The organism is Candidatus Hydrogenedentota bacterium (assembly GCA_018005585.1).
Classification (GTDB): domain Bacteria; phylum Hydrogenedentota; class Hydrogenedentia; order Hydrogenedentales; family JAGMZX01; genus JAGMZX01.
In genome coordinates, this window is the sequence record JAGMZX010000090.1 from 1 (window position 1) to 24,046 (window position 24,046).

Here is a 24,046-nt window from a genome sequence, read left to right on the forward strand (position 1 = left end):
TCCTCGGGGGCCGTGAACGGGTGCTCGATGTGGAAGCGCAGGTACATCGTCGCCGGGTTGAACACCAGGACCGCCTCGGCCACGTCCGCGCAGCCCGACGCCGGGTACATCTGGTCGCCCGTCAGCGGCCCAACGGGCATTTGCCTTCTCTGCTGCGTGTTCTCCGAGCGTGCGCGGTGCATGCTTATTCCGTGCCGGGGCAGAAGCCGTCTTCGCCGTGGTCGCAGCGGTGGTACGCGCCCGCGTTGTAGAATTGGATCACCCGCAGCAACTCGCTCATCGCGATCCGCCAGTCGCCGTCCCGGTCCGCGCTGTGCGGGCCCGTCGGCAGCGCGCCGTCCAGCGCTTCCGGGTGCTGCTGACGCCACGCCACGCCGCGACCGCGTCCCGCAGCCAGGGCGGCCCCTGGAACGATTCCAGCGCGGCCCGGGCCGCTGCGGCGTCCGGCAGCCGCAGATTGAACATGCGCAGGCCCGTTTCCTGTGCGGACGTGGCCACGGTTTCGCCCTCAGGCCCCGCAAGGGCGGTTTGGGCGCAGAACGCGACCAGAACCGCTGCCCCGCCCCGGAAAAAGGGAAAAGGGAACAGAAAACAGCATAATGGTGATAGTAATTGCCCCGTTTGGGCCAGACCCCGAATCCGCATAAGCCTATTCCCCAATATAACACAATCCACCGTTATCGGCGGCCCGCGTTTCGCCCACTATTTCCCGATCCGCAGGACCCGATGTTGCTAGCAAAGCAGATACGGCGCGATTTGTCAAGGGGCGTTGCTGTCACGTGCGAGTACAAGGGCGCGCTGACGGTCACCACTTGTACTTTTGATAGAAGCGGAATACGGCTTGAACCTTGTCGTCTTCGGGGGCTTCGAGGGCTTTCTGGAATGCCTTCAAGACGGCATGGTAGCAGTCAAACTCGTGCTCGTCTGACCGGAACAGCACGATGTGGAGATGCATGAGGCGCGCGCCCTCGTACACGCCCTCGGCGCGGCTGCCGACCACGTATCCCTGGTCCACTTCAAACTGCTTGTAGAACTGTTTCACGCCCTCGTCGAAGTGCTTGTGCACGGCCCTGCAATATTTCCGCTGGTCGTCTATCGGCAGCAAGGCGAGAAAGTGGCCGCCTCCCAGGTGCCCCAGCTGGGTCTCGTGCAGCCCCGTCTCGCGCGCCTGCTCCTTCAGGAGCGATGCGGTCCAGGCAATCAAGCGTTCCGTGTCCTGTGTTCCGCGGCTGGCCTCGAAGGCCTCCACATTCTTTATAGTGAAATAACACAGGGCAAAATGTTCCTGCCGGAATATGCGGTAGTCGATTTCCCGGCCAATCGCCTCCAATTGCAGGAGACCGGTCCGCGCGTCGAGGTTAGACAGCTTCTCCGCCAACACGTCGAGGGTTCGCAAGCGGGCCAGCAGTTGTTCCATGGTGAAAGGCTTGGTCAGGTAGCCGTCGCCGCCCTGTTTGAGCGCATGGGCGATTTCGGGCCCGTCGACCACCGCGGAGACGAAGAGGATGGGGACCTTGTACAGACCGCTGTCGCTGCGAAGGGATCTCGCAAGCTGGTATCCCGTGCCACCCGGAAACATGACGTCGAGGAGAATGTAGTCGGGCTTGAACTCACGGGTCTTTTCGATCACGCCGTTGGTGCTGGGGCACGCCGCCACGGCAAAGCCGCGGGCGATGAGGGCTTTGCCCAGCATTTCGAGCAGTTGCAGGTCGTCGTCAATTGCCAGGATGCGCTTCATGGCCTTCCTCCCGGATTGCCGGCTCGGGAAGCGGTTCCTCGTTCCATTTCGGGAGTGTGAAAAAGAACGTGGCGCCCCGGCCCGGCTCTGCTTCCGCCCAGATGCGGCCGCCGTGCAGTTCGACTATCTTCTTGCAGGTGGCCAAACCCAGACCCGCCCCGGGATATGACGCAGCGTTGCCGCCGCGATGCAGGACTACGAAGATATCGTGCGCTTCCTCCGGACGGAACCCGATGCCATTGTCGCGAACGAAAAGCCGCCAGGCGGGCCCGTCATCCCAAACGCCGATTTCCAGGCGCAAGGGGAGAGCGCCACGATACTTGACGGCGTTCTGCAGCAGGTTCTGAAACAGGTTTCCAAGCAGCACCGGGTCGCCCAGCACCACCGGCAACTGCGCCGCGGCAACGTGCGACATGTCTTCCCCGAGGCCGGCGCCAAGACCCAGAAGCGCATCCCGCAGCACGCCATTCAGGTTGGTGGGGCACCAGGAGGTTTCCCGGCTCGAGATACGCGAGTACTCGAGCACGGAGTCGATGAGCCCCTGCAGCCGTTCGACCGTGGTCACTGCCTTTTCGATGAAGTGCAGACGAAACGCTGATTCTTCCGGGTCGGGTTCCTCGGACAGGTTCAGGCAGGCGTCCATGAGGTGTTCGTGCACCGTGTGCAACGGCAGACGGATGTCATGGGCAATTACATGCGCGAAGTGCTCGAGGTCCTGGTTGCTGCGCCGCAGCGCCTCCGTGCGCTCGGCCACGCGGAGTTCGAGCGCTTCATTCATCTTTTTGAGTTCGGCCTCGTGACGTTTGGACTCCGTTATGTCGCGGATTGCCAGCAGGTATGCGACTCGGCCGTTGAAGATGTGGCGGCGCGCGCGCACCGCCGTCACGAGAACTTCCTCATTGCGGGTGCGCAGGTCCAACTCCATCGAGGAAGCGCCGCCGTGCGGCGTCGCCGCGAGCACGGGCACGAGCGCACCGTTAAAAACCTCGGACAGCGGCGCGCCAATGACCTCCGCGGAGGGGCGGCCCATCATCTTCAAGAGCGCGGGATTGGCATGAAGGACACGCTCGCCGTCGTGCACGAGAATGCCCTCGAACACGGCGTTGTAAAGGCCCTCAAAGCGTTCCTTGCTCTCGCGTAGCGCCTGTTGGGTGTGGAAATGCTGCACCGCGTAGCGGAGCGTCCGCTCGAGTTCAGCGGCGCTGATATGATTCTTGTCAAGGAAGTCAAACGCGCCTCGCCCCAGCGCTTCGGTATCCATGCTCTGGTCCGGATGCGCCGTGAGCAAAATGACGGGCACCTGGTTCGTGACCATGGGGCAGGCGTCCAGCAGGTCAAAACCTGTCGCCCTGCCGATATAATAGTCGAGCAGCACCACGTCATGCCGGTGACCGCATAGTGCCGCGAGACCCTGCTCGACGGTATCCACCCAATCCATCAGGAAAGAGGCCGCCTGCGATTCCTTCAGGTACTCGTCAAAAAGACGCGCGTGATATTCATCATCATCGATGAGCAACACACGTATGACAGGTCTCGCACCCATACGAACCCCTTACCGCCCGCGGGTCAACCCAACCGGATTGACCCCGCCCTGATTTGCGGGCGCGCACCTCACAGGCCACCCCTCACGGATGGCCACGTCCTCTGCCTTTTATATTAGCACACAGACATAACCAAGAATCAACGCCGCACGGCCGCACTTTCAACGGTCCTGAGTTTGAAGGAGCAAGATTCGCGCCAAAAGAAGCTCCCAATGGCAGGACGTGTGCAAGTGTTTCCAAGAGAGCATCTTAGCAGGACTGGAAGCTTCTGAAGCCGTTCCGAGTCTCGTTGATTCGCTTCCTGAATTCCAGAATCAGGACATCTTTTTGTCCAGATTCTGGACTGACCGGCCGCATGCCGCGCCCGGTCCTCGGCCCGGCCGCAGGGCCGGGACTGCCGCACGCTCCGTGCGAGCGGGCGGCATCCCGCCACGAGGCGCGAGGCGGGGGCTCGCCGGACTCGTGTATACTCCGGGCTCGCGCATGCTAGAGTAGCGTACGCTATTCATGAGGGACCCGCCGGGAGGTCTTCTATCGAAGGAGGAACATGTATGTCGCGCGCCATCGGCACGGGCATGGGTTTGGCTATTGTTCTTATATCAGGCGCGGCAGGGTCGGCCCCGCAGCAGGACCTCCAGGTGCTGTGGGAAATTGGCAAGGCCGACAAATCCGCGGCGGAATTTGCGCTGGCGCCGAACCGCTACGGCGAGTACAAGGAAGACGGCTTCTTCGTCGTGGGGTGGTCCGACCCGGCCAAAGACTGGCCCTATGCGCATCCCGGGCCAGTGGACCCTTGGGGCAATTCGAAGAAGCATACCTTTACGATAGTATTCGCGCTGGCGGAAGCGCCCACGGAGGGCAAGTCCGTGCTCGAGGTGCGGCTGGTGGACACGCATTCGTCGCGTCCGCCTGCCATCACATTCAGCGTGAACGGGACCGTGTTCCGGCGCCCTACACCGAAAGGCGCGGGGGACGCGTCCATTCAAGGCGATGCGACCGTGACGCAGCCGCACGCATTGCAGATACCCTTTTCGTCGAGTCTGCTGCAAGCGGGCGAGAATGAGATCACGATTACCATCGAATTGGGCTGTTGGATGCTCTACGACTACATTGCGTTGAAGACGCCCGCCCCTGCCGCGCTGGGCGACGTGAGCGCGCTTCCGCCTTCCGTCGGCACGGTCGCGTGCCCGCCGCTGCTCCGCGAGGAAGACGGCGCATTACTGCAGGTGGTTCGCGTACCGGTGCGGCACGTGGGCGCTCCGCGCGAGATTCGGTTGCGGATAGATGACGGTCCTCCGGTGGTCAGGACGCTCACGAATGGCACGCAGGTGGTCGAACTGTTCACGGCCGCGGTCAGGGAACCTGCGACGAAGACGGTGACTGTGTCGAGCGGGGACCAGACACTGGCGGAGCATCAGGTGGAAATCAGGCCGACGCGCGCGTGGACCGTATACCTGCTGCACCACACGCACCTGGACATTGGCTACACGCACCACCAGAGCGAAGTGGAAGCGCGTCAGTGGTCGTTCCTCGACCAGGCGATTGAACTGGGCCGGAAAACGCGCGATTACCCGCCGGAGGCGCGGTTCAAGTGGCTGCCGGAGGGACTTTGGGCCGTGGACAGCTATTTGCGCCGCGCCACGCCCGAGCAGCGAGACGCTTTTGTCGAGTCAGTGCGGCAGGGGACCATCGGCCTCGATGCGCTGTATGGCAATGAGCTAACCGCGTTGTGCCGGCCGGAAGAACTGCTCGAACTGACGGGCTACGCCCGGCGTCTTGCGGCACAGTATGATCTGAGCATCGATTCGGCCATGATTTCTGACGTGCCCGGCTATACCTGGGGCACTATCCCGGCGCTGGCGTGGAGCGGCGTCCGTTTCTTCTCGATTGGGCCTAACCGCGGCCACCGCATCGGCTACACGCTGGCCGAATGGGGCGACAAGCCGTTCTATTGGGTCTCGCCTTCGGGCAAGCAGCGCGTGTTGTGCTGGATTCACGCGGAGGGCTACTCGTGGTTCCATCGCGGCCCGTTCTACAGCCAGGGCGACGCGGGGATGGAGGCCCCGGCGGTCCTCGAGTACCTGGCACGCCTGCAGGAGAGCAAGTACCCCTATGACATCGCAATTGCGCGCTACAACATCGGCGGCGATAACGGCCCGCCCGACCCGAGCCTGCCGGATTTCGTGCGTGCGTGGAACGAGCAATACGCCTCGCCGAAGATCGTTATCGCCACGGTCAGCCAGGCCTTCGGCGCGTTTGAGGAACGCTACGGGGGAACGCTGGCGCAGCATCGCGGCGATTTCACGCCCTATTGGGAAGACGGCGCGGCGTCGTCGGCGCTGGAGACCGTGGTCAACCGCGCGGCTGCCGAGCGGCTTGTACAGGCCCAGGCGTTGTGGCCGATGCTGGACCCGTGCCCGTACCCTGCCGCGGACTTCCAGGAAGCGTGGCGCAACATCATCCTGTACGACGAACACACGTGGGGCGCGCACAACAGCATCAGCGAGCCGGAGAGCGAGTTCGCGGTGTCGCAGTGGCGGACCAAGCAGGCCTTCGCGCTGGACGCCGACCGGCAGACCCGCGACCTCATGCAACGCGCGCTGGCCGTGCTCCAGCCGGACCCGAACGACGTGCGCCGGGTCGCCGTATTCAACACGGCGTCGTGGCCGCGCACGGACCTCGTGGTGCTGCCCGCCGACTGGAAACGTCCTGGAGACCGCGTGCTCGCGGATAACGGCGCCGCCGTGCCGTCGCAACGGCTGACCACGGGCGAGTTGGCGTTTGTGGCAAAGGACGTGCCCGCACTGGGAAGCGCCGCGTTTACGATCGAGGCGGGCGACGCCGCGCCGGAAGGCGACGCCCGGGCGGAAGGCACTGTACTGAGCGCAGGCGGGCTGACAATAGAGGTGGACCCGGCCTCGGGCGCCATTGTGCGGCTCGGCAGCGGCATTTCCGGCGCGAACCTCGTCGATACGAGCAAGGGCTTCGGGCTCAACGACTACCTCTACGTCGCGGGGCGCGACCCGGCGGCGCCACAACGCGCCCACGGCGCGAGCGTGACCGTGAAAGAAGCCGGACCGCTGCTCGCTTCGCTGCTGGTCGAGTCGGCGGCGCCGGGTTGCCGGAGACTGGCGCGCGAAATCCGCGTCGTGGCGGGACTGGGCCGCGTGGACCTCGTGGACACGCTCGACAAGGAAAACGTCTACGAGAAGGAAGCCGTGCACATCGCGTTCCCCTTCAACGTGCCAGGCGGCACTACGCGCATGGATACGCCTTTCGCGGTGGTCCGGCCCGACTCGGACCAGATGACCGGCTCGTGCAAGAATTATTTCACCGTGCAGCGGTGGCTGGACGTGTCGAACAGCACCGGCGGCGTAACGCTGGCCACGCCGGACGCCCCCCTGTTCGAGGTGGGCGCGGTCACGTGCGACCCGGTCTCCGTTGGCTGGCTCAAGCAGTGCGTGCGCCCGCGCACCACGCTGTTTGCCTACGTCATGAACAATTACTGGGAAACCAACTACAAGGCGTCGCAGGAGGGACCCACGGCGTTTCGGTTCTCGTTGCGGCCCCATGACGGCTACGACCCCGTCCATGCGCATCGTTTCGGCATCGAACAGAGCCAGCCGCTTGTCGTCTCGCCTGTGGGTGCGGCCGCACCGCATTCGGGCGCCGTCCCGCCGCTATTTGCCATCAAGACCGACCGGCTCATCTGCACGGCGCTCAAGCCCGCCGACAGCGGCGACGGGCTTATCGTCCGCCTGCTGAACGTCACGCCTGGACAGGAGCGGCTGACGCGCTTCTTCCCGGGCATCGTGCCGGAGCAGGTGAACCTCTGCACCATAAGCGAGAAACCGGGCAGGGTCGTCCATAACGACACGGTCGTGCTGCCCGGCGACATCGTCACGCTGCGTTTTGGTCTTCCCCTCTCTGCGGAGGAAAAGTAAGGCGGAGGTTCCAGAGTCATGACCTCTCGTGAACGCGTGCTTGCAGCCCTGAACCATCGCGAACCGGACCGTGTGCCCGTGGACCTTTCCGGGCACCGATCTTCCGGCATCATGGCGATGGCGTATCCGAAACTGCGCGCGGCGCTCGGCCTCGAGCCGCGGCCCGTGCGCGTCTACGACCCCGTGCAGCAATTGGCCGTGGTCGATGAGGACGTGCTCGAACGTTTCGGCATCGACACCATCGAGCTTGGGCGCGCCTTCGCGGTCGAAGACAAGGACTGGGCCGAATGGACCCTGCCGGACGGGACCCCCTGCCTCATGCCGGCGTGGGCGTTGCCGGAACGCGAGCCCGGGCGCTGGGTGATCCGGTCGGCGTCCGGGCGGGTCATAGCGGCCATGCCCGACGGCGTCTGGTTCTTTGAGCAGACGCATTGGCCGTTTCTCGATGGGGACGACCGCCCGTCGCGCATTCCGGAGGCCATTTGCGAATGCATGTGGACGGCCGTGGCGTCGCCGCCCGGGCCGCTTACGGCGGGGCCGGACGGGCTCGACAAGCTGGCCGCAGGCGCGCAGCGTCTGCGCGCGCAGACGGACCGCGCGATCGTCGGGCTGTTTGGCGGCAACCTGCTCGAGATGGGGCAGTTCCTCTACCGTAATGACCAGTTCCTGCTCATGCTGGCGGCGGAGCCGGAACGCGTCCACCGGTTTCTCGACGCCGTGGTCGAGATGCACCTGGGCAATTTGGAGCGGTTCCTGGGCGCGGTCGGGCCGTACATCGATGTGATTCTCTTCGGCGACGACCTCGGCATGCAGAACGGGCCGCAGATGTCGCCCGCCATGTACGATGAGTACTTCAAGCCGCGCCACGCCCTTCTGTGGCAGCGCGCGAAGCTGCTCGCGAACGTCAAGGTGATGCTGCACTGCTGCGGCGGCGTACGCGAGTTGATGCCGGGCCTGATCGAGGCCGGACTCGACGCGATTAACCCGGTGCAAGTCTCGTGCCGCGGCATGGAGGCGGCGGGGCTCAAGCGCGATTTCGGCAAGGAAATGACCTTCTGGGGCGGCGGCTGCGACACCCAGCGCATCTTGCCGCAGGCAACGCCGGACGAGGTTGCCGCGCATGTGCGCGGGCAGGTTGCCGCGTTGCAGCCCGGCGGCGGTTTTGTCTTTCAGCAGGTGCACAACATCCTCGCCAATGTGCCGCCGGCTAACGTCATCGCCATGTACGGCGCGATACACGCCTGACGAGACCAGGCGGGCCGGCCCAAGGTATACTATGAGATGCGCGCGAGGGTGAGGTGTCCGTTGCAGCGGCAGGCGAGGTTCCGCCGGCCCGGCAGATGTTTGCAGGCCGCGGACGCAGGATGACCCCGCGCGGAAGAGAAGGAGTGCAGGGGGTGTTCTTTTACATTGTCGTTGTGTTGGTGCAGTTGCCGTGGCTCTTGCTGTGCGCCGGCGCGGCGCGGCGCATGTTGCGCGCGCGCTATCTGTACAGCCGCTTGCAGTTCTACGGCGCCGCGCTGATCGTGCTGTGCAGCATCGCGCGGCTGGTGCTGTTTGACCCGAATTTCGGCATCGACCCGCTCGCGGAGCGCCCCTGGATTTTCGGCTATACGCAGGTCGAGCCCGGCGCGGTAGCCATCGGGTTGTTGTTCTTTGGCGTGGGGTTCTTCCTGGACCACCGCCCGGGCAAGGAATTTCAGCCTTGGCCGCCGCTCGCCAAGCGGGTCAGCCTCTGGTCGCTGGCCGCGGGCACTGCATTGATGCTTGTGGCGTTGTGGCGAGGGACCGGCGTGTGGTTTCAATTGCCGTGGACCGTGCCGCGACTGGCTCTTACGCTAGGATGCTACCCGTTTGCCGTAACGTACCTGTCGTGGAGCGGGCGCGCGCCCGTGCGCAGGGAAGTGCGCATGCCGGTGAACTTGTAGGAGGACATCATGAACGAAACGCGCCTGGTTATCGGCATGCCCGCCGGTTCGCTGGCGGACCCCAACCGCGGCGGCAATCTGATAGCCTTGTTGAAGCACGCGGGCTTTCCCACGAAGGGTTACGACGCGGGCGGGCCGACGACATTCCCCCTGCACACCGTGCTGCTCGGCTGGGACGGCCGGCCGCAGGAGTTCGGCGCGCAGGTCGGCTTGGGCGAGGTGGACATTGCCATCGGCGGCGACGACTGGACCCGCGAGCGCGTCCTCGAATTCAAGTTCGAGTATAACCGCGAACTGAGCCTGGAAAAGGTGCTGTCCCTGCGCCGCGGCGACGTGCGCATCGTCATCATCTACGACCGGCGCGACAAGGCGCAGGCGTTCGACGACTGGCTCGCGGCGCTGTTGCGCGAAAAGCCGCTGGTGAGCATGGTTTCTGAGATGCCCTATCTCGCGCTCGACTGGTACCTGCGCAAGATTGCCCAGTTGGGCTTCGGCGCGACTCACGGGGCATACAGCGTGCAGAAGTTCAAGACGCCGCCCCGCACCGAGCGCGGCCTTGTCATCTACGAGACTTGGGGCAAGACGGAAGCGAAGGTCAAGAACGGCGCGGTCGATTTCGGGCTCGAAATCACGCAAAGCGGCAGCGCCATCCGCAATTACGGCCTCGAAATCGGCGAAGTCATCATGGAATCCGAGACGGGCATATGGGTCAACCCGGAGATCCGCAACCAGCCCGGCAAATTCGAGTTGGCGCAGATGTTCCTGCTCAATCTGTACGGGTCGGTGTTCGCCGAGAACAAGGTGCTCATCTTCTTCAACGCGAAGACGGAAGCGGTGCCGCAGGTGCTCGACTACTTGAGCGCGAACAAGTTGTTCGGCGACGAACCGACGATGAACACGGGCGCGAATTTCACCGAGTTCAGCGTGCAGTTGGACACAAACGACCCAGCCCTGCCGCTCGCCAAGGTGCGCTACGACCTGGCCCGCCTGGGCGCCACGCACATCGAGACGGTGCCGCTGGATTCGTCCATCCCCGGCTTGGACGCGATAGCTTTCTGAGCCGATGCGTCAGGGGGCATCAAGCCGTTGGCCGCTTGTGTCCGTTCCTTTGCGCGAGCCGGCCGGCCGGTGGAGCAGCGGCTTGACCAGCAGCCAGGCGCCGTACACGCTGAGAAACGCCCAAACAAGGAAATGCGGGCCAATCGGATAGGGTTTCCGGTATCCGGGAAGGGGCAGGCGTATCCATGCAACGTTCCACCACTCCGGGAATATGTGGATGTCAGGCCGCCACGGGTACAACAACGAACAATCGCCATGGGATACCGCATCGATAACCAAGTGTGAGCACGCCCCGATGAACAACGAGCCAAGCCTGCGCGCCCAGGATGAACGGGTCATGTCGCGCAGCGGCGCGATGCGCATGGCGTGTACGCCCGCACCCCATGCCCGCCACAGGAGGCCCGGATGCGCCTGCGCCGGCAGTCGCCGCGCCAAGCGGCCCAGCATCCACCACAACAACATGCCGCCGGGCATGCAGAGCAGCACGAGACCCGCGAGCGAGTGGCCCACGCCCTGGCCCAGGTAGCCGCGATACGCCCCGACAAAACCGTCTATGACATCCGGCATCGCGGCACCCACGCACAGGGCGGAAACCTCGAAAACGCGCGGCCATCGCCGCCAAAGCGGCGCGATCAGGCCCTGATGTGACGGGAACGCAAGCGGCATGACGTCGTCATTCCTCCAAGGCCCGGCCCGTGACGGCAAACCAGTTCCGGGTGTGCGCGGCTTCCGCAATGCCGGGCGCCAGCAGGCTCGCGCAATAGCCGAGGCTCAACGTCGTGACGAGTCCAAACGACGAAGGCCAGATGAAACTCAGGCTCCGGCCCCCTTCCGCGACCGCGCCGGGAAACAGGCCGAGCAGGAGAGGCGGCGACTCGTTCATCAGTTGCGGCGCACTCCAGCAGATGGCGTAGAGCGAGGCGAGCGCGGCGCCGAACTTGGTCATGCCCGCGGACTGCATAATGTAGTCCATGCCGCTGTTCAACGCAGCCATGAGCGACGCACCGACAGGAAGCCAGCGCGTCGAGCGGCACGCCGGGAAGCGGTCTTTCAGGCGCTGCTGACGGCGCGTGTGATAGATGCTGATGCCCGCGAGCAGCGCAAGGGAGAGCAGGAGAACACACCCATCCAGCCAATGCAGGCGGATCGAACCCTCCATGCGCGCGGCCCTCGTGCGGCCCATGCCGCGGTTCGGTTTGCGGACACAATACGGCAGAGAGGAAGTTAGCTGAGCCGTCGCGTGTTGTCAAGACCGCCTCGGGTGTGCTCTCACGAGGAGTTCGGCGGGTAGAGACTCTCGCGGTTCAGAGTCAAGGACCGCGCGGGAATTCACTTGTGCTAAGCTGAGGCGCCGAGCGCAGTATCGTGGTGCAAAGGGAGGAAGCGTTACATGCATGGTTGCGGTATGGCATCGAGCCTCGTGCTTGCGGCGTGTCTGGGAATCCTGGCCACGGCAGCGCCCGCCGCGCCGTTGCAGGTCTGTCTCGTCTCGGGGTCGTTTGAATACGACTCGGACACGTCGCTCGCGGCCTTCCAGGAGTATCTCGAAACGCGGCATGACGTGCAGTGCACATTGTTGAAAGCGACGGGCTGGACGGATATCCCCGGCCTTGAGGCGCTCGATACGTGCGACGTCGCGCTCTTCTTCTTGCGGCGGCTCCGCCTCGAAGGCGAGCAACTCGAGCGAATCAAGGCTTATTGCGCGGCGGGACGCCCCCTCGTGGCCGTGCGCACGATGAGCCACGGCATTCAGACTTGGCTTGAATTCGACAAGGAGGTGCTCGGCGGCAATTACCAGGGCCACCTGGGCGAAGGGCCCACGACGGAAGTGCTTGCGAAGCCGCGCCGGGCAGACCACCCCGTTCTCGAGGGTGTTGGTCCCATCCGGTCGCGGTATAGCCTTTACAAGACGGGGCCCGTGGCTGACGACTGCGATGTGCTCATGTTCGGCCGCACGCCCGTGAGCGATGGCCCGCAACCCCTGGCGTGGACGCGCGTCCACAACGGCGGGCGCGTGTTTTACACGTCGCTGGGCGGCGTGGGCGATTTCGAGGGCGCATCGTTCCGGCGGCTGCTGGCAAACGCGCTGTATTGGGCCGCGGAGCAGCCCGCCGCGCGCAAGCCGCTGCCGCCCGTGACGCGGCGGCCCCGGCCCGAGGGTGTGCTGACGCTCGCGCTGCGCGCGCGCGCACAGGACGCCGCGGGCGCATGGGCCGAGCGTGCGCTGACCCGCGAATGGCCCGTGACGGATACAGCGGTCATCGTCTGCGACATGTGGGACAAGCACTGGTGCGATTTCGCAAACGCGCGCGTCGCGGAGATGGCCCCGCGCATGGCGGAGGTGTTGAACGCCGCGCGCGGGGCGGGCGTCCAGATCATTCACTGCCCGTCCGAGACCCTGGGCTTCTACCAGGACTGGCCGCAGCGCCGCCGCATGCAGGCTGCGCCGCCCGTTGCGCCGCCGGACCAGAAAACGGTCGCGGATCCGCCCCTGCCCATCGACGATTCCGACGGCGGTTGCCCCGGCCCGGAGCAGCCGTACGCGGCATGGACGCGGCAGACCGCGACGCTCCCGGTCGGCGAATACGACGGTATCAGCGACGATGGGCGCGAAGTGTACCATTTCCTCGCGCAGGAGGGCATCACGCATGTCATTATCATGGGCGTGCACACAAACATGTGCGTGCTGAACCGGTCTTTCGGCATCCGCCAACTGAGCCGTTGGGGACTGGACTGCTGCCTCGTGCGCGACCTCACCGATACGATGTACAACCCCGCGATGCCACCGCGGATACCCCACGATGAAGGAACGGACCTGGTCGTGCAGCACATCGAGAAGTACTGGTGCCCGAGCCTGACCAGCGAGGACCTGCTGGCGGGTCTTCCCGGCTGAAACGCCCCCGCGTGGCGGTCATGCCATGGCCGGCTCGAAACGCAGGACCGGCGCAGCGGCGATGACGAAATCTTCGTCGTCGTAGAACACCGCCCATTGACCCGGTGTTACGGACCGTTCTGGCGCACGCAGCCGGACGCGCGCGCCGGTGCGGCTGCCGGGCACGGCCACGGGCGTCACCGTGGCGGGAACTGCATGATGCCGAGAGCGGATTTGCACGCGGCATTCGAAGGGCGTGTCCTGGGGAGCCATGCCGCCCCAGCAGATGCGGCCCGTCTCGAACTGGGCGCAGAAAGTGGCTTCTTCCGTTCCGGCGATGAGCGTGTTCCGCGCGGCGTCGAGCCCCACAACGTAGTAAGGCCGTTCCGCGGCGATGCCAAGCCCGCGCCGCTGGCCAATGGTGTAGTGGATTAGGCCTTTGTGACGGCCAAGCGCGCGGCCATCCGCCGAGGTGATCGGCCCCGGTGCGGACGGCACGTCCCGAGCTTTCAAGAACCGCGCGTAGTCACGGTCCGCGACGAAGCAGAGTTCCTGGCTGTCGCGTTTCTGTGCCGTGCGGCAATCGAGATGTGCCGCGCGTGCGCGCACCTCGTCCTTGGTCATCTCGCCCAGCGGGAAGACGGCCCGGCGCAGCTGCGCCTGGGTCAGCGGCGCGAGCACGTAGCTCTGGTCCTTGGCCGGATGCACGGCGCGGCGGAGCGACCAGCGCGCGCCGCGCTTCTCGAGGCGTGCGTAATGACCCATGGCGATGTATTCCATGCCCAGTTCATTTGCCCGCTGATAGAGCGCGCCGAACTTGATCATGCGGTTGCACCGGACGCAGGGGTTCGGCGTCCGGCCCGCGGCGTATTCTTCCGCAAAGAAGCGGATGATGTCGCGGTCGAAGCGGTCCAAGGCGTGCAGCACTTCGTGAGGGATGCCGAGCGTGGCGCAGACGCGGCGCGCATCCTGGGCGGCTTCCAGGCCGCAGCAGGGCTCGAACGGGGATTTCCCGGCCGGTTCGGGCACGAGGCGCAGCGTCAGCCCCATGCACACGCACCCCTGCTCTACGAGCAGAGACGCCGCGACGGCGCTGTCCACCCCGCCGCTCATCGCGACGAGGACTCTCGCGTTGGTGGGAATCCGCATGGGATGCGCGCTGACAGGGATGGGCTTCAGGCCTGGGGCCGCGGCTGTTGCCCGGGAATGGTCTGCTGCTGCGGCTGTGCCGGCGCGGCCGCGGCCTGACTGGCCGCTGGCGGCGGTTTGATCTGGCCCGGCGGCTTCATCTGGCACTTGCCTTCGAACATGACGCCCTCGGCGATACTCACGCGCGGCGCGGTAATGTCGCCGACAACCTTGCCGCTGGCGGTGATCTCCAAGCGGTCATGGGCGTACACGTTACCGTGCACCTCGCCGCTGATAATCACCTGACCCGCGATGAGGTCCGCCTTGACCCGCCCGGTCTCCTGGACCACGACCGAGTCTTCGCTTTCCACGCGCCCGGCCACGTTGCCCTCGATTCGGATCGTGCCGTCAGTCTTGATTTCGCCGACGACCGTGGTGCCCGGCCCGATGATGCTCACTACCTTGTTTTCGTTGTACGACTTCTTGCGTGATTCCAGCATGTGCCTTTATCTGCCTAGGTACTGCGCGGCATTGACCGGCTTCCCGTTCTTGTGCACCTCGTAATGGAGATGCGGCCCGGTGGTCCGGCCCGTATTGCCTACGGTCCCGACCACGTCGGACCGCTGCACGAGTTGACCTGTCTTGACAAGGCAACGGGACAGGTGCGCATACCAAGTCTCCAGCCCGTTGCCGTGGTCGATCCTTACAACATACCCATAATACCCATCGTAGCCCGCGTCCACAACTTTCCCTTTGGCCGACGCCAACACCTTCACGCCCGGCTTGGCGGCAAGGTCCACGCCGTCGTGATGACGAATACGCCGGCTGAACGGGTCCTTGCGATACCCGAAATGCGACGTGACCTGCCCGGCCCCGCCCGCGAGCGGCCAGATCGAGGGCACCCGCTCAATGCGGTCGCGCTCGGTCTCCATATCGCGCAGCAATTCGCGCAGGCTGCCGGTGCGAATCTCGATCTCTTCCACGATCAGGTCGGCCGAGGGCCGCGACATGCCATAAATCAGGTACGGAGGGCGGATGGCGTTGCCATTCCGCGCCAAGGCGACTCCGCCGAACCCTTCCGGCGGGCCACCCTTGCCCCCGCCCACGGCGCGCAGGTCCTGCTGCGTGACAGGACCCCGCGGGGCCAGCCCCGTAAAGTTCCGGATCTGGGTTTCCACCTCCAGCACTTCGTTCAGGCGCGCCGTCACCGTCTCGATACCTTCACGGTAAGCGGTGCGATCCGCTTCGTTTTCCGCGCGGATGGTCTCATTTTCGGTATGCAGCGACGCGTTGGTTTCGCGCAACGCCTCCAGTTCCTGGGCCTGTTCCGGGGCCAGGAGCCCCCCTCCCGCGAACGAACTGCGCACCGCTTCCGTTTCAAGCGCGCGGTAGCGTGCGCTGAGCGCCCGCTCCCGCTGGAGAAGAAAAGCGGTGAGGAAAACCAAGGTCACGAGGAGGGCAACGGGAACCCAGAGGTGGACGGCGGAAACGGTGAGCGTGCGCGTGCTGGTCCGATCATGAGGGATCAGCATCACGGTCCACTTCTTCATAGAGGTTTTAGCTCCTTATGAATTGGAGTGGCTTTCAGCCTGGTATGGCCGTTTCCCGGCTGTTTTTCCGCGTTAGACACACCCCACGCTGTGTCGGTGCGGGTGCGCTTCATTCTCCCGTGCGGCAGACTATAGCATGCGCATCGGGTCGTGTCAACCATGTTCGCACCCTCTTCCCACAAAAAAAGCGCCTAATTCTCAGATGACAGCCTAGCAGATTTCGTAGTTTGTGCCGCCTTGACTATCGACTGGCCCTTTTCTTATCCCCGCAGCCACGGGCGGGTTCCCTGCGAGCATCCGCAAGAATGGAACAATTACGGGGCGTCAACCCGGCGGCCAGCCCATCGGACGCCCGCCCAGGATGTGCATGTGGACGTGGAAGACAACCTGACCGGCATCCTGGTTCGTATTGAACACGTAACGCACGCCGCTGGCGGCCACACCTTCGCGGCCGGCGACGGCGTTTGCGCCCAGCAACATCTTTCCGAGCAGTTCCGCATCCGCGGGGGTCGCATCCGTGACCCGGGGCAGGTGCCGTTTGGGCACGAGCAGGACGTGCGTCGGCGCTTCGGGGTTGATATCGCGAAACGCCAGGACGTCGTCGTCCTCGTAGATTTTCTCCGCGGGGATTTCCCCGCGCACGATCTTGCAGAACAGACAATCCTCAGCCATCGTCGTTGCTCCCTTGCCGCCGGGCCTCATTCCTTTGTCCGGCCCGGCGAATCCTCCTGGTCAGCCCGGACATTGCCACGGCGTACCCTGCGAGCATTCGCGATAGTACTGCGGTCCGCGGGCAAGGTCTTCCCGGAACACCGCGCCCAGCGCGGTGCGCCAGCGCCCGCCGCGCCGCATATGCTCCACAATATGCCGCTGCAGCGCCGTGTCCTGCGGCGCCGAAGCCGGGTCTCCGAATTTGCCGAAAAAGACGCGGTCCAGCAATTGCTCGTCATTGGCGCCCGGCCCCGGCAGCGCGTAGAACCGGCGCTGGAATTGGATGATGTTTGATGACTCGGGCAGATACGCGGCGTGCTGGTGGTCGAGCAGCCACGAATCGGTCTCAAACGCCTTGTAGTCATGTTCGGGGAAATACATGGCGAAGAAGGCCTCCGCGTGTTCAAAGGCGTCCGTGCAGGACGCAGGCGTGAGACGGTCCCCTTCCGGGATATGCACCCCGAGCGTGCGGTCGCCCCGTTTCAGCGCCACCTCCCATTCGACCGTCGGCAGGGACACGACCTCGCGCAGGGCCGTGCCGTCGGGCCGGACCGGGTTGCCTCGGATGATCTTATGGCCCGGGCGGTACTGCGCCGTCCATGCGGTGGGGTCTTGGATTCCATTCGTGCCGTCGAACTGCCCGTCCTCGCGAAAGCGGGCCCCGTCCGGGCACAATGCGACGGCTCGCTGGTTGAATCGGTCGCGCAGGAAGGTAAAGTCAAAGGCCCAAGTTCGCATTTCGAATTGGAGCCGCCCCAGTTGGAACAGGCGGCACGCGAAGTGCAGTTCGAGCCAGCGAATCTTGTCGAACCCGTAGACGCCATGCCGCACGCGGTAGTCTTCCATCCAGCGCTCGATATCGCTGAGCGTGTCCACCGTGATGTCCTCAGGCACGCCCTTCAGATGGTGCCTGGCCTGGAGCCCGCGCGCGCCCGGCAACAACACATATCCGTAAAACAGGTGCGCGGCAGGGCCCAGCGCCTCCGGCAGGACGGGCCACTGTGACGGCCGCTCCAGGCCGTCCGCACCTTGCTGAAAAAACAGGGCATGACAATGCCATGCGAGCCGTTTCAGTGCGGGATTCCCTTCGAACGCGCCCCGGTGCTCGCGGTAGGCTTGCGCCGTCCCTGTCTTTAACCGCAGCAGGCGGCATGCGTCCTCCACGGACGCCGCGCTCAGGAACTGCGCGCCCTCCCGGGCAAAGGCCGCTCCGGTGGCGGCCCATCCGGCTCGCAACGGCTCCGCCGCATCGCCGAGGCCCAGCACGCCGCGCACCGCGTCGAAATCGGCAAGGTCTACTCCACTCATGGCGTGACGACTCCCGTTTCGCAACTCCGGCGACAATACCGGCCCTAATGGTGACACATCGCCCCGGCATGACGCCAGTGCCGCCCCCCTGGCGCGCGGCGATTTCAGTGAGCTACTTCGGCCCATGCTGGCATGTCTGCTAAGCGTATGCTAAACTCACTTGTGACAACATGAGTGGAGATGCCTTTCATGGACTTCACGCCCGTGCTCGAACATTTCAGGGAATACGCCGTCTATTATGCGGCCGGCGTGATTGTCATGACGCCCTTGATATACGTCACGCGGCGCTGGTCTGTGCCCATTATCTTCTACGGGGTGGAGATCATCATCTACCTTGCCCTGATGCATGCGGCAGTCGGCACGCTCACGCGGGCCGCGGCCTGGTTCAAGGACCAGTCCTCGATGAAGCGCGCCTTTGACGTTCGGGTCAAGGGCCCGGACTGGACCACGCCTTGGCTGCGGTTTTGGGATGCGGACCTTTATGTTCCCCATGGTCTGCTTTATGTGGAAATCGGCGCCGCGGTGGTTATCGTGTTCTTGGTTTGGCGTTTGCGGCCATTGCGTGTGAAACGGCGTCAGCCGCCGCCGTCTAAGAAAGCGGAACAATACTTGCGGAGCAGACGGGCGCCCGAGCCCGGGCGTGGAGGACATCGATGATACCAGAGTTCGTGCGCGGTTCGATCGCACCCATGTTCACCGCATTCAAGGAGGACCTCACGATTGACGAGGCCGGCCAGCGCCGTTTCCTCGATTTCCTGATCGAACGGGGCGGGGTCAGCGCGTTTTTTCTGCGGTCCGGCATGGGCCAGATGTATGCCTACTCCTACGAGGAAGTGCGGCAGATAGCGCGGTTGGGCTGCGCGCACCTGCGCGGGCGCGCGCCCGTCCTGATCGGTTGCGCGGGCATCTGGGACCGCAACCGGGACCGGCGCCCCGACCGCGGCCTGTACACACGCCAGTCGATCGAACTGGGCCGCTATGCCCAGGACCAGGGCGCCGACGGCGTGGTGTTCACCATACCGGAGGGCATCGCGCCCGAGGCGGGTGAATCGCACGCCGGCGTGATCCTGCGTTTCTTCGAGGCCGTCACCGCCGCGCTTGCACCGCCCGTTCTGCTCTACCAGCCGCCGGGCACGGACCCGGACTATTGCGTCTCTCCCGCGCTCATGCGCGAGCTCGCCGCGCTGCCGGGCATCCGCGGCATCAAGTTGTCCACTACGGACGCTGAATACCTGTGCGACATCGGGGCCGCGCTCGCAGGCACGGAAACGGCTTTCATCTGTGGTTGCGAGACGGTGTTTTACGCCGCGCTGCCCGCCGGCGCGCGCGCTGTCATCGGGCAGGGGGCGACATTAAACCCCCGCATTCTGAACGCGGTCCAGGACCGCTTCGAAGCGGGCGACTGGCCCGGCGCGATGGAAGCACAGCGGGCGGCGAACCGGCTCTGCCGCATGACCAAGAACCCCGTCGAGTTCATGAAACGGTACGCGACGGACCACGGACATGCCGTGCCGCTGCATGCCCGCACGCTCGAGAACAATCCCTACGTGAAAAACGCCGCGCCGCTGACTCCCGAGGAATACGCGCAGTCCAAGCAGGTCTTCGAAGCCGAGTGCGCGCATTACGGCTGAGACGCCGCCCGGGCAGTTTTCAATCCCGAGTGCGGCGTGTATAATCGAGGCGGTTGTTGCATTAACGACAAGACGCCGCATCCGGAAGGCGAGGTTGCGTGTCCCCGACCATCTATCTCATTATCATGCTGAGCGTCATCCTGGGGATAACGGCCATAGCCGTCCCGACGCTCATGTGGAAACGGTGCCCGAAATGCGGCCGGCGGAATGCTCTGGAGAAAACGGTGTGCCGCGGGTGCGGCGCGACGTTTCCGGATGAAGACGTGGAATGAGGCGGCGGCCCCGTGTTGGAGCAGCCGCGGGGAACCGGACTGCGCTTGGTGATGTGGCGCCTGCGGCCTTGCGTGCGTCCGGCCCGGCTGCGAACAGGGAGAGCAAGACGTGCCAGCAATGATTAATTGCCCCTACTGTGGCAAACTCACCGACCCCAAGCTCGCGAATTGCCCGCATTGCGGCGGCCCGATGCAGCCTAAGGCGCCCTCGTCACCCCGCCGCGCCGCGGCGGGGCACGAACAGCACTGCCCGAGCTGCGGCGCCGTTGTGCATGATGGCGAGATCATCTGCGTGCAGTGCGGCACGAACCTGCTGACGGGGCAGAAGATCGCCGAGGAGCGCAAGTCCGCGCCGGCGCGAACGCGGCGGCGCTGGCCTTTCTTTGTCGGGGGCGCCATCGTGCTGGTGGCGCTGGGGGTCTTGTTGTGGCAGTTGCCAGAACTGCTCAAGGGGCCGGTCGCGAAGGCGCGGGAACTTGCCCGGAACGGGCAGGACCTGGCGGCCACCAACGTATTGCGGCAATACCTGTCTTCCCACAATGAAGACGCGGCGGCGCAGTTCCTCTTCGGCCAGTTGCGCTGGGGCAAACAGGACTATGGGGAGGCCGCGCAGGCGTTTCAAGAGGCGCACCGGCTTGACCCGGCGAATGAGGACGCGGCCTGGGGCGCGGTGCTCGCGTTGCGCCGCCAGCAGGGCCCGGCGGCGGTGGAACGCCAGCGCACCCTGTTGCAGCAACTCCTCGATCACAACCCGAATAGCGCGCGCGCCTGGTATATGCTGGCGTTGTTGCGGGCGGAAACCGGAGATTTGCAGGGCGAACTGGACGCGCTGGACAAAGCCGTCGCGCTGGAACCGGACGACACGCGGTCCAAGATCCAGCTTGGCATAGCGCAAGCGCGGAACGGCGATTTCCAGAACGCGCGGCAGACCCTCGCCGGCGCAGTGAACGCGGAAGGAGACAGCCAGATGCAACTGGCCCTCGCGGCCATCGAAAGTCTCAGCGGAGAGACGGAGGCCGCGGCCTCGCGCCTCGCCGGTATCGGCGGCAATGTCACCAACGACGCAATCCGGACGCGGCTGGCTCTTGGGCACATTATCAGCGGCGAGTTCGCCAAAGGCGAAGAAATGCTTCGCGACAGCACGCAGGAAGTGCGCCGGGAGAACGCCTTGGCGGCATTTTTCCATGCCCTTTGCCTGCAGGCCATGGCAAAGAAGGCGGAAGCGGCGGCCAAGTACACGCGCATCGTCGACCTGAACGTGCCCCAGGCCGCCGAAGCCGCCATGCTCGCGGCGGCCCTCTATCTTGACTTGGGCGACCTCGCCCGCGCGCGCCAGATGATCGACGCGGCGCTCGAACTTGGCCGCGGTGCGGCGGGCAGCGGCGCGAATCCAGCGCGCCTGACTGCCATGACCTATACGGTCAACGGACGCATTCTCATGGCCGAGAACCAGCCGCAAGAAGCACTGGTCGCTTTCCAGCGGGCGGTGGAGGCCGACCCGCAATACCCCGGCGCCGCGCTCGAAACGGGTTTGTATCATATTCAGAGCGGGACCGTCTCTCAGGGACTGGCCGAATTACGGCGCTATATTGAGCTGGTAGGCGGCCAGGAGGGCACGGACGTGAAGGAAATCGAACTGCTCGTGGAGCAACTGCAGGAGACCGAGGGCACTGCGCTCCCGCCCTCCTCGTGACCCGGCGAAATGAAGGAAGAGTCATGACGCGAATGCTCAAGTTTGTGCTCATTGCCCTGCTCGTCGCCACGGCAGCGGGGCCGGCGGCCGCATGGAGCCCCAGGACGCAGTTGAGCCTGGTCGATTTCGCCCTTAACCTGCTCGCGGCGGAGCGTAATCTTCCCCTGAAGCAGCGGCAGCGCGAAATCCGCGAAGGCGCCATGATTCCCCAGGACCAGCTCGCCGCCGAACATCCCGGCCTCGAGACGGACCCCGTCCGCGCCATTGAGGCGGAGGTCTATCTGCTGCAGGTGACGGGGAGTAATGGCTTTGACACCTATTACGCGTACCGGCTGGGCGTGCTCGGCAAGATGATTGCCGGCGCCGTCTCGCCGCTGCGCACCGCGCCGGCCATGTTCCGGGAACGGTACGAGACAGACGTCGAGGCCGCTATCGACCGGCTGGCCATTCAGACCGGCAAGCGCGTGCTGGTCGAGTCGCGCTCTTATTTCACGGACATGGTCGCGCGCGCCGCGGGCAGAGACGAGATGATCCTGAAGGATTACCAGGACGGCTTGGGCTTTGAAGGCGTGGCCAAGGCTTCGCTGCCTTCGGACGCGGGCAGGACCGTGGACGCTATCGCCGACGCCTGGCTCACCTTGCTGACAAGCGACACCGTGGTGGCTACGGTTTCCGACAGTCAACTGCACCGCTATGTCCTGGGCGGCTACGCCTTCTATATCGGGCGCGGCAATCTCCCGGAAATCGAAGGCGCCGCGGACCGGCTGGCGAAAATTGCCCCGCCCACGCCGGACATGCGGGTCACGATCGGGGACCTTTTCTACGAAGCAGGATTCAGAGAACGCGCCATGCAGGAATACCAGGCCGTGCTTGCCGCGCAGCCCGACCGGCGCGAAGTCACGGAGAAGATCGGCGCCTACTACGTCGAACAGGGCGACGCGTTGCTCGAGGACGGGCAACTTGAGAAGGCACTGGCAGCCTACACGACCGCCATCGACACGGACGCGCTGCATCCCACGGCGGAGGGAAAGCGGCTCGACACGGAAAAGCTCATCCAGGAACGCGACCAGCGCCGCGACGAACAGTTGAACGCCCTCAACACAGCCGCGGGCCTGGAAGCACAGGCGGACCAGCATGCGCTGAACGGCTACTATGCCGCCGCTATCGCGCAATTGCTCGAAGCCAACCGCGCCTACGAAACGATCACGCCCGAGTTCTCCGACGCATACGCCAAAGCCAGCCGCGGATTGCGCGACAACGTGAACAGAATCCAGGAATTGCGCCAAGGGCTGATGGCGAACGCGGAGCAGCTCAGCGGGTCCGGCTTCGCGCTCGATGCGCGCGCCCTCGCCGCTACCCGCGCCAAAGACCTCGACCAGCAGGCGTTGCGCGCCCTCGCCGACAACGCGCTGCAGTCGGCGTTCACCGAACTCGAATCGGACATGCGGGAGGCTCTAAAGCCGAAGTGACCGGGAGGCTATTCGTCCGGGCCTGGCTTCTTTTTCGTGAAGACGCGGTAGAAGCAGTAAACGTTGAGTAGCACGATGAGAATCCAGACGGCCAGCATATACGCCCAGGACAGCAGGCTCATGACGTTTGATCCTCATCACGTTCCACCTCGTCGAAGAACTTGGGGTGCGTCTGCCACGCATACCACACGCCCCAGACGATGAAAGCGGCCATCATCAGGATCATGACGCGACCGATCCAAAGGTAGGGCACGGCCTCCGGTTTCACGCCTTTCATCATTAGTTTGTCAAGCAGTCCGTCGTAGGCAAACCAGGCCACGAGCCCCACCGCGAACGTGGGCGTGATGTACTTCATGACGTAATAGAACACACGCGGCACTTGCAGGTCCGCGCCCAAGTGCATTTCTTCCCAGCCCTTGTCCATGCCGAATAGCCACGCAAACACCACGGACTCGATGGCGACGAAAAGGACGAGGCAGAACGTGCCCATCCAGTAGTCGATTTCATCGAGCACGTTGAAATGATTGAACAGGATGACGGGCTGCATCATCAGGAATACAGCGAACCCGATGAGAATGACGCCGACGCGCTTGTCGATGCGCAATTCGTCCTCCAGAAAGACCAGCAGCGGCGTAAACATGGCCATGGACGAAGTCAGCCCCGCCAGAAACAACAGCACAAACCAAATCGTGCCGAAGAACTGGCCCCCGTGCATCTGCTGGAAAATGCACGGCAGGGCAAAGAAACCGATGGCGAAGGTGCCGTCCGTATGTACGATTTCGCGCGCCTGCACCACGCCGAAGAACAGTACCGCCGCCGGAATCGCGATGGTGCCGCCGAGCACCACCTCGGCGAATTCGTTCGTGCTGCACGCGGCGAGGCCGCTCAGCGTAATGTCTTCTTTCTTCTTCAGGTAGCTTGCGTAGGTAGGCACCATGCCCAGACCCACCGAAAGCGTGAAAAAGATTTGCCCCGTCGCGGCGATCCACACGTTGGGCTTGAGCAGCACGCTCCAGTCCGTGACGCTCCAGATTTGGGCAAGCCCCTGGCCGATGTTTCTGTCTTCCATCGGGGGCAATGTGATTACCCGAATCGTCAGAATGACGCCCAGCACAAGCAGCAGCGGCATGCAGTATTTCGCGACAACCTCAATGCCGCGCGAGATGCCCCGCGCGAACACGATGATGTTGATGACAAACGTG

The 24,046-nt window shown here is 64.5% G+C and carries 22 protein-coding genes; 10 read left to right on the top strand and 12 right to left on the bottom strand.

The window, feature by feature from the left end:
* The 4 genes from KA184_15005 to KA184_15020 form a co-directional block, all read right to left on the bottom strand.
* Positions 1–182, bottom strand: a 182-nt coding sequence (locus KA184_15005) for a hypothetical protein (GenBank protein MBP8130884.1), incomplete at its 3' end; no start/stop codon positions are given.
* Positions 183–184: 2 nt separating this feature from the next.
* Positions 185–373, bottom strand: a complete 189-nt coding sequence (locus KA184_15010) for a hypothetical protein (GenBank protein ID MBP8130885.1) — start codon at positions 371–373, stop codon at positions 185–187.
* A gap of 432 nt (positions 374–805) precedes the next feature.
* Complete coding sequence (locus KA184_15015; protein ID MBP8130886.1) at positions 806–1,738, bottom strand: response regulator; 933 nt, start codon at positions 1,736–1,738, stop codon at positions 806–808.
* Positions 1,716–3,281: a response regulator gene (locus tag KA184_15020; GenBank protein MBP8130887.1), complete on the bottom strand. Its 1,566-nt coding sequence runs from the start codon at positions 3,279–3,281 to the stop codon at positions 1,716–1,718. Before KA184_15020 ends, KA184_15015 begins: the two co-directional genes overlap by 23 nt.
* 549 nt (positions 3,282–3,830) lie before the next feature.
* Here KA184_15020 and KA184_15025 point away from each other — a divergent pair.
* The 4 genes from KA184_15025 to KA184_15040 all read left to right on the top strand — a co-directional run bounded on the left by KA184_15025 (position 3,831) and on the right by KA184_15040 (position 10,210).
* The gene (locus KA184_15025; protein MBP8130888.1) at positions 3,831–7,223 is read left to right on the top strand and encodes a hypothetical protein; all 3,393 of its coding nucleotides are present in this window, start codon (positions 3,831–3,833) and stop codon (positions 7,221–7,223) included.
* 18 nt (positions 7,224–7,241) lie between these two features.
* The gene (locus KA184_15030) at positions 7,242–8,468 is read left to right on the top strand and encodes a methyltransferase (protein MBP8130889.1); all 1,227 of its coding nucleotides are present in this window, start codon (positions 7,242–7,244) and stop codon (positions 8,466–8,468) included.
* A gap of 152 nt (positions 8,469–8,620) precedes the next feature.
* Positions 8,621–9,151, top strand: a complete 531-nt coding sequence (locus KA184_15035; protein MBP8130890.1) for a hypothetical protein — start codon at positions 8,621–8,623, stop codon at positions 9,149–9,151.
* A 9-nt stretch (positions 9,152–9,160) separates the two neighbouring features.
* Positions 9,161–10,210 carry a hypothetical protein gene (locus KA184_15040; GenBank protein ID MBP8130891.1) on the top strand — a complete coding sequence of 350 codons (1,050 nt, stop codon included), beginning with the start codon at positions 9,161–9,163 and terminating at the stop codon, positions 10,208–10,210.
* A gap of 9 nt (positions 10,211–10,219) precedes the next feature.
* Here the strand turns inward: KA184_15040 and KA184_15045 are convergent, their stop codons facing one another.
* Positions 10,220–10,876: a DUF4184 family protein gene (locus tag KA184_15045; GenBank protein MBP8130892.1), complete on the bottom strand. Its 657-nt coding sequence runs from the start codon at positions 10,874–10,876 to the stop codon at positions 10,220–10,222.
* 7 nt (positions 10,877–10,883) lie between these two features.
* A complete protein-coding gene (locus tag KA184_15050) occupies positions 10,884–11,369 on the bottom strand; it encodes a hypothetical protein (protein ID MBP8130893.1) in 486 nt (161 codons plus the stop codon).
* A gap of 231 nt (positions 11,370–11,600) precedes the next feature.
* Here KA184_15050 and KA184_15055 point away from each other — a divergent pair, with 231 nt between their 5' ends.
* Entirely contained in the window at positions 11,601–13,103 is a 1,503-nt protein-coding gene (locus KA184_15055; protein ID MBP8130894.1) for an isochorismatase family protein, read from the top strand.
* A gap of 18 nt (positions 13,104–13,121) precedes the next feature.
* Here the strand turns inward: KA184_15055 and mnmA are convergent, their stop codons facing one another.
* The 5 genes from mnmA to KA184_15080 form a co-directional block, all read right to left on the bottom strand.
* Positions 13,122–14,231 (bottom strand): tRNA 2-thiouridine(34) synthase MnmA, encoded by a 1,110-nt coding sequence (gene mnmA / locus KA184_15060; GenBank protein MBP8130895.1) that lies wholly within the window; start codon positions 14,229–14,231, stop codon positions 13,122–13,124.
* A 26-nt stretch (positions 14,232–14,257) separates the two neighbouring features.
* Positions 14,258–14,710, bottom strand: coding sequence for a polymer-forming cytoskeletal protein (locus KA184_15065; GenBank protein MBP8130896.1), 453 nt, complete (start codon positions 14,708–14,710; stop codon positions 14,258–14,260).
* 6 nt (positions 14,711–14,716) lie between these two features.
* Positions 14,717–15,760 carry a peptidoglycan DD-metalloendopeptidase family protein gene (locus KA184_15070; protein MBP8130897.1) on the bottom strand — a complete coding sequence of 348 codons (1,044 nt, stop codon included), beginning with the start codon at positions 15,758–15,760 and terminating at the stop codon, positions 14,717–14,719.
* A 324-nt stretch (positions 15,761–16,084) separates the two neighbouring features.
* Positions 16,085–16,432: a histidine triad nucleotide-binding protein gene (locus KA184_15075; GenBank protein MBP8130898.1), complete on the bottom strand. Its 348-nt coding sequence runs from the start codon at positions 16,430–16,432 to the stop codon at positions 16,085–16,087.
* A 60-nt stretch (positions 16,433–16,492) separates the two neighbouring features.
* Positions 16,493–17,779, bottom strand: coding sequence for a DUF5596 domain-containing protein (locus KA184_15080; protein ID MBP8130899.1), 1,287 nt, complete (start codon positions 17,777–17,779; stop codon positions 16,493–16,495).
* A 189-nt stretch (positions 17,780–17,968) separates the two neighbouring features.
* Between KA184_15080 and KA184_15085 the strand changes: the two genes are divergently transcribed.
* From KA184_15085 to KA184_15105, 5 genes are all read left to right on the top strand, one after another.
* Positions 17,969–18,436 (top strand): hypothetical protein, encoded by a 468-nt coding sequence (locus tag KA184_15085; GenBank protein ID MBP8130900.1) that lies wholly within the window; start codon positions 17,969–17,971, stop codon positions 18,434–18,436.
* Complete coding sequence (locus tag KA184_15090) at positions 18,433–19,410, top strand: dihydrodipicolinate synthase family protein (protein MBP8130901.1); 978 nt, start codon at positions 18,433–18,435, stop codon at positions 19,408–19,410. The genes KA184_15085 and KA184_15090 overlap by 4 nt, the downstream gene beginning before the upstream one ends.
* Before the next feature lie 98 nt (positions 19,411–19,508).
* Positions 19,509–19,682, top strand: a complete 174-nt coding sequence (locus tag KA184_15095; GenBank protein MBP8130902.1) for a hypothetical protein — start codon at positions 19,509–19,511, stop codon at positions 19,680–19,682.
* A gap of 109 nt (positions 19,683–19,791) precedes the next feature.
* The gene (locus KA184_15100; protein ID MBP8130903.1) at positions 19,792–21,375 is read left to right on the top strand and encodes a tetratricopeptide repeat protein; all 1,584 of its coding nucleotides are present in this window, start codon (positions 19,792–19,794) and stop codon (positions 21,373–21,375) included.
* A 23-nt stretch (positions 21,376–21,398) separates the two neighbouring features.
* On the top strand, positions 21,399–22,844 hold the full coding sequence (locus KA184_15105) for a hypothetical protein (protein MBP8130904.1): 1,446 nt from the start codon (positions 21,399–21,401) through the stop codon (positions 22,842–22,844).
* 118 nt (positions 22,845–22,962) lie between these two features.
* On the opposite strand, the gene KA184_15110 is transcribed toward KA184_15105, so the two are convergent.
* A partial coding sequence (locus KA184_15110; GenBank protein MBP8130905.1) for a sodium:calcium symporter occupies positions 22,963–24,046 on the bottom strand: 1,084 nt, incomplete at its 5' end.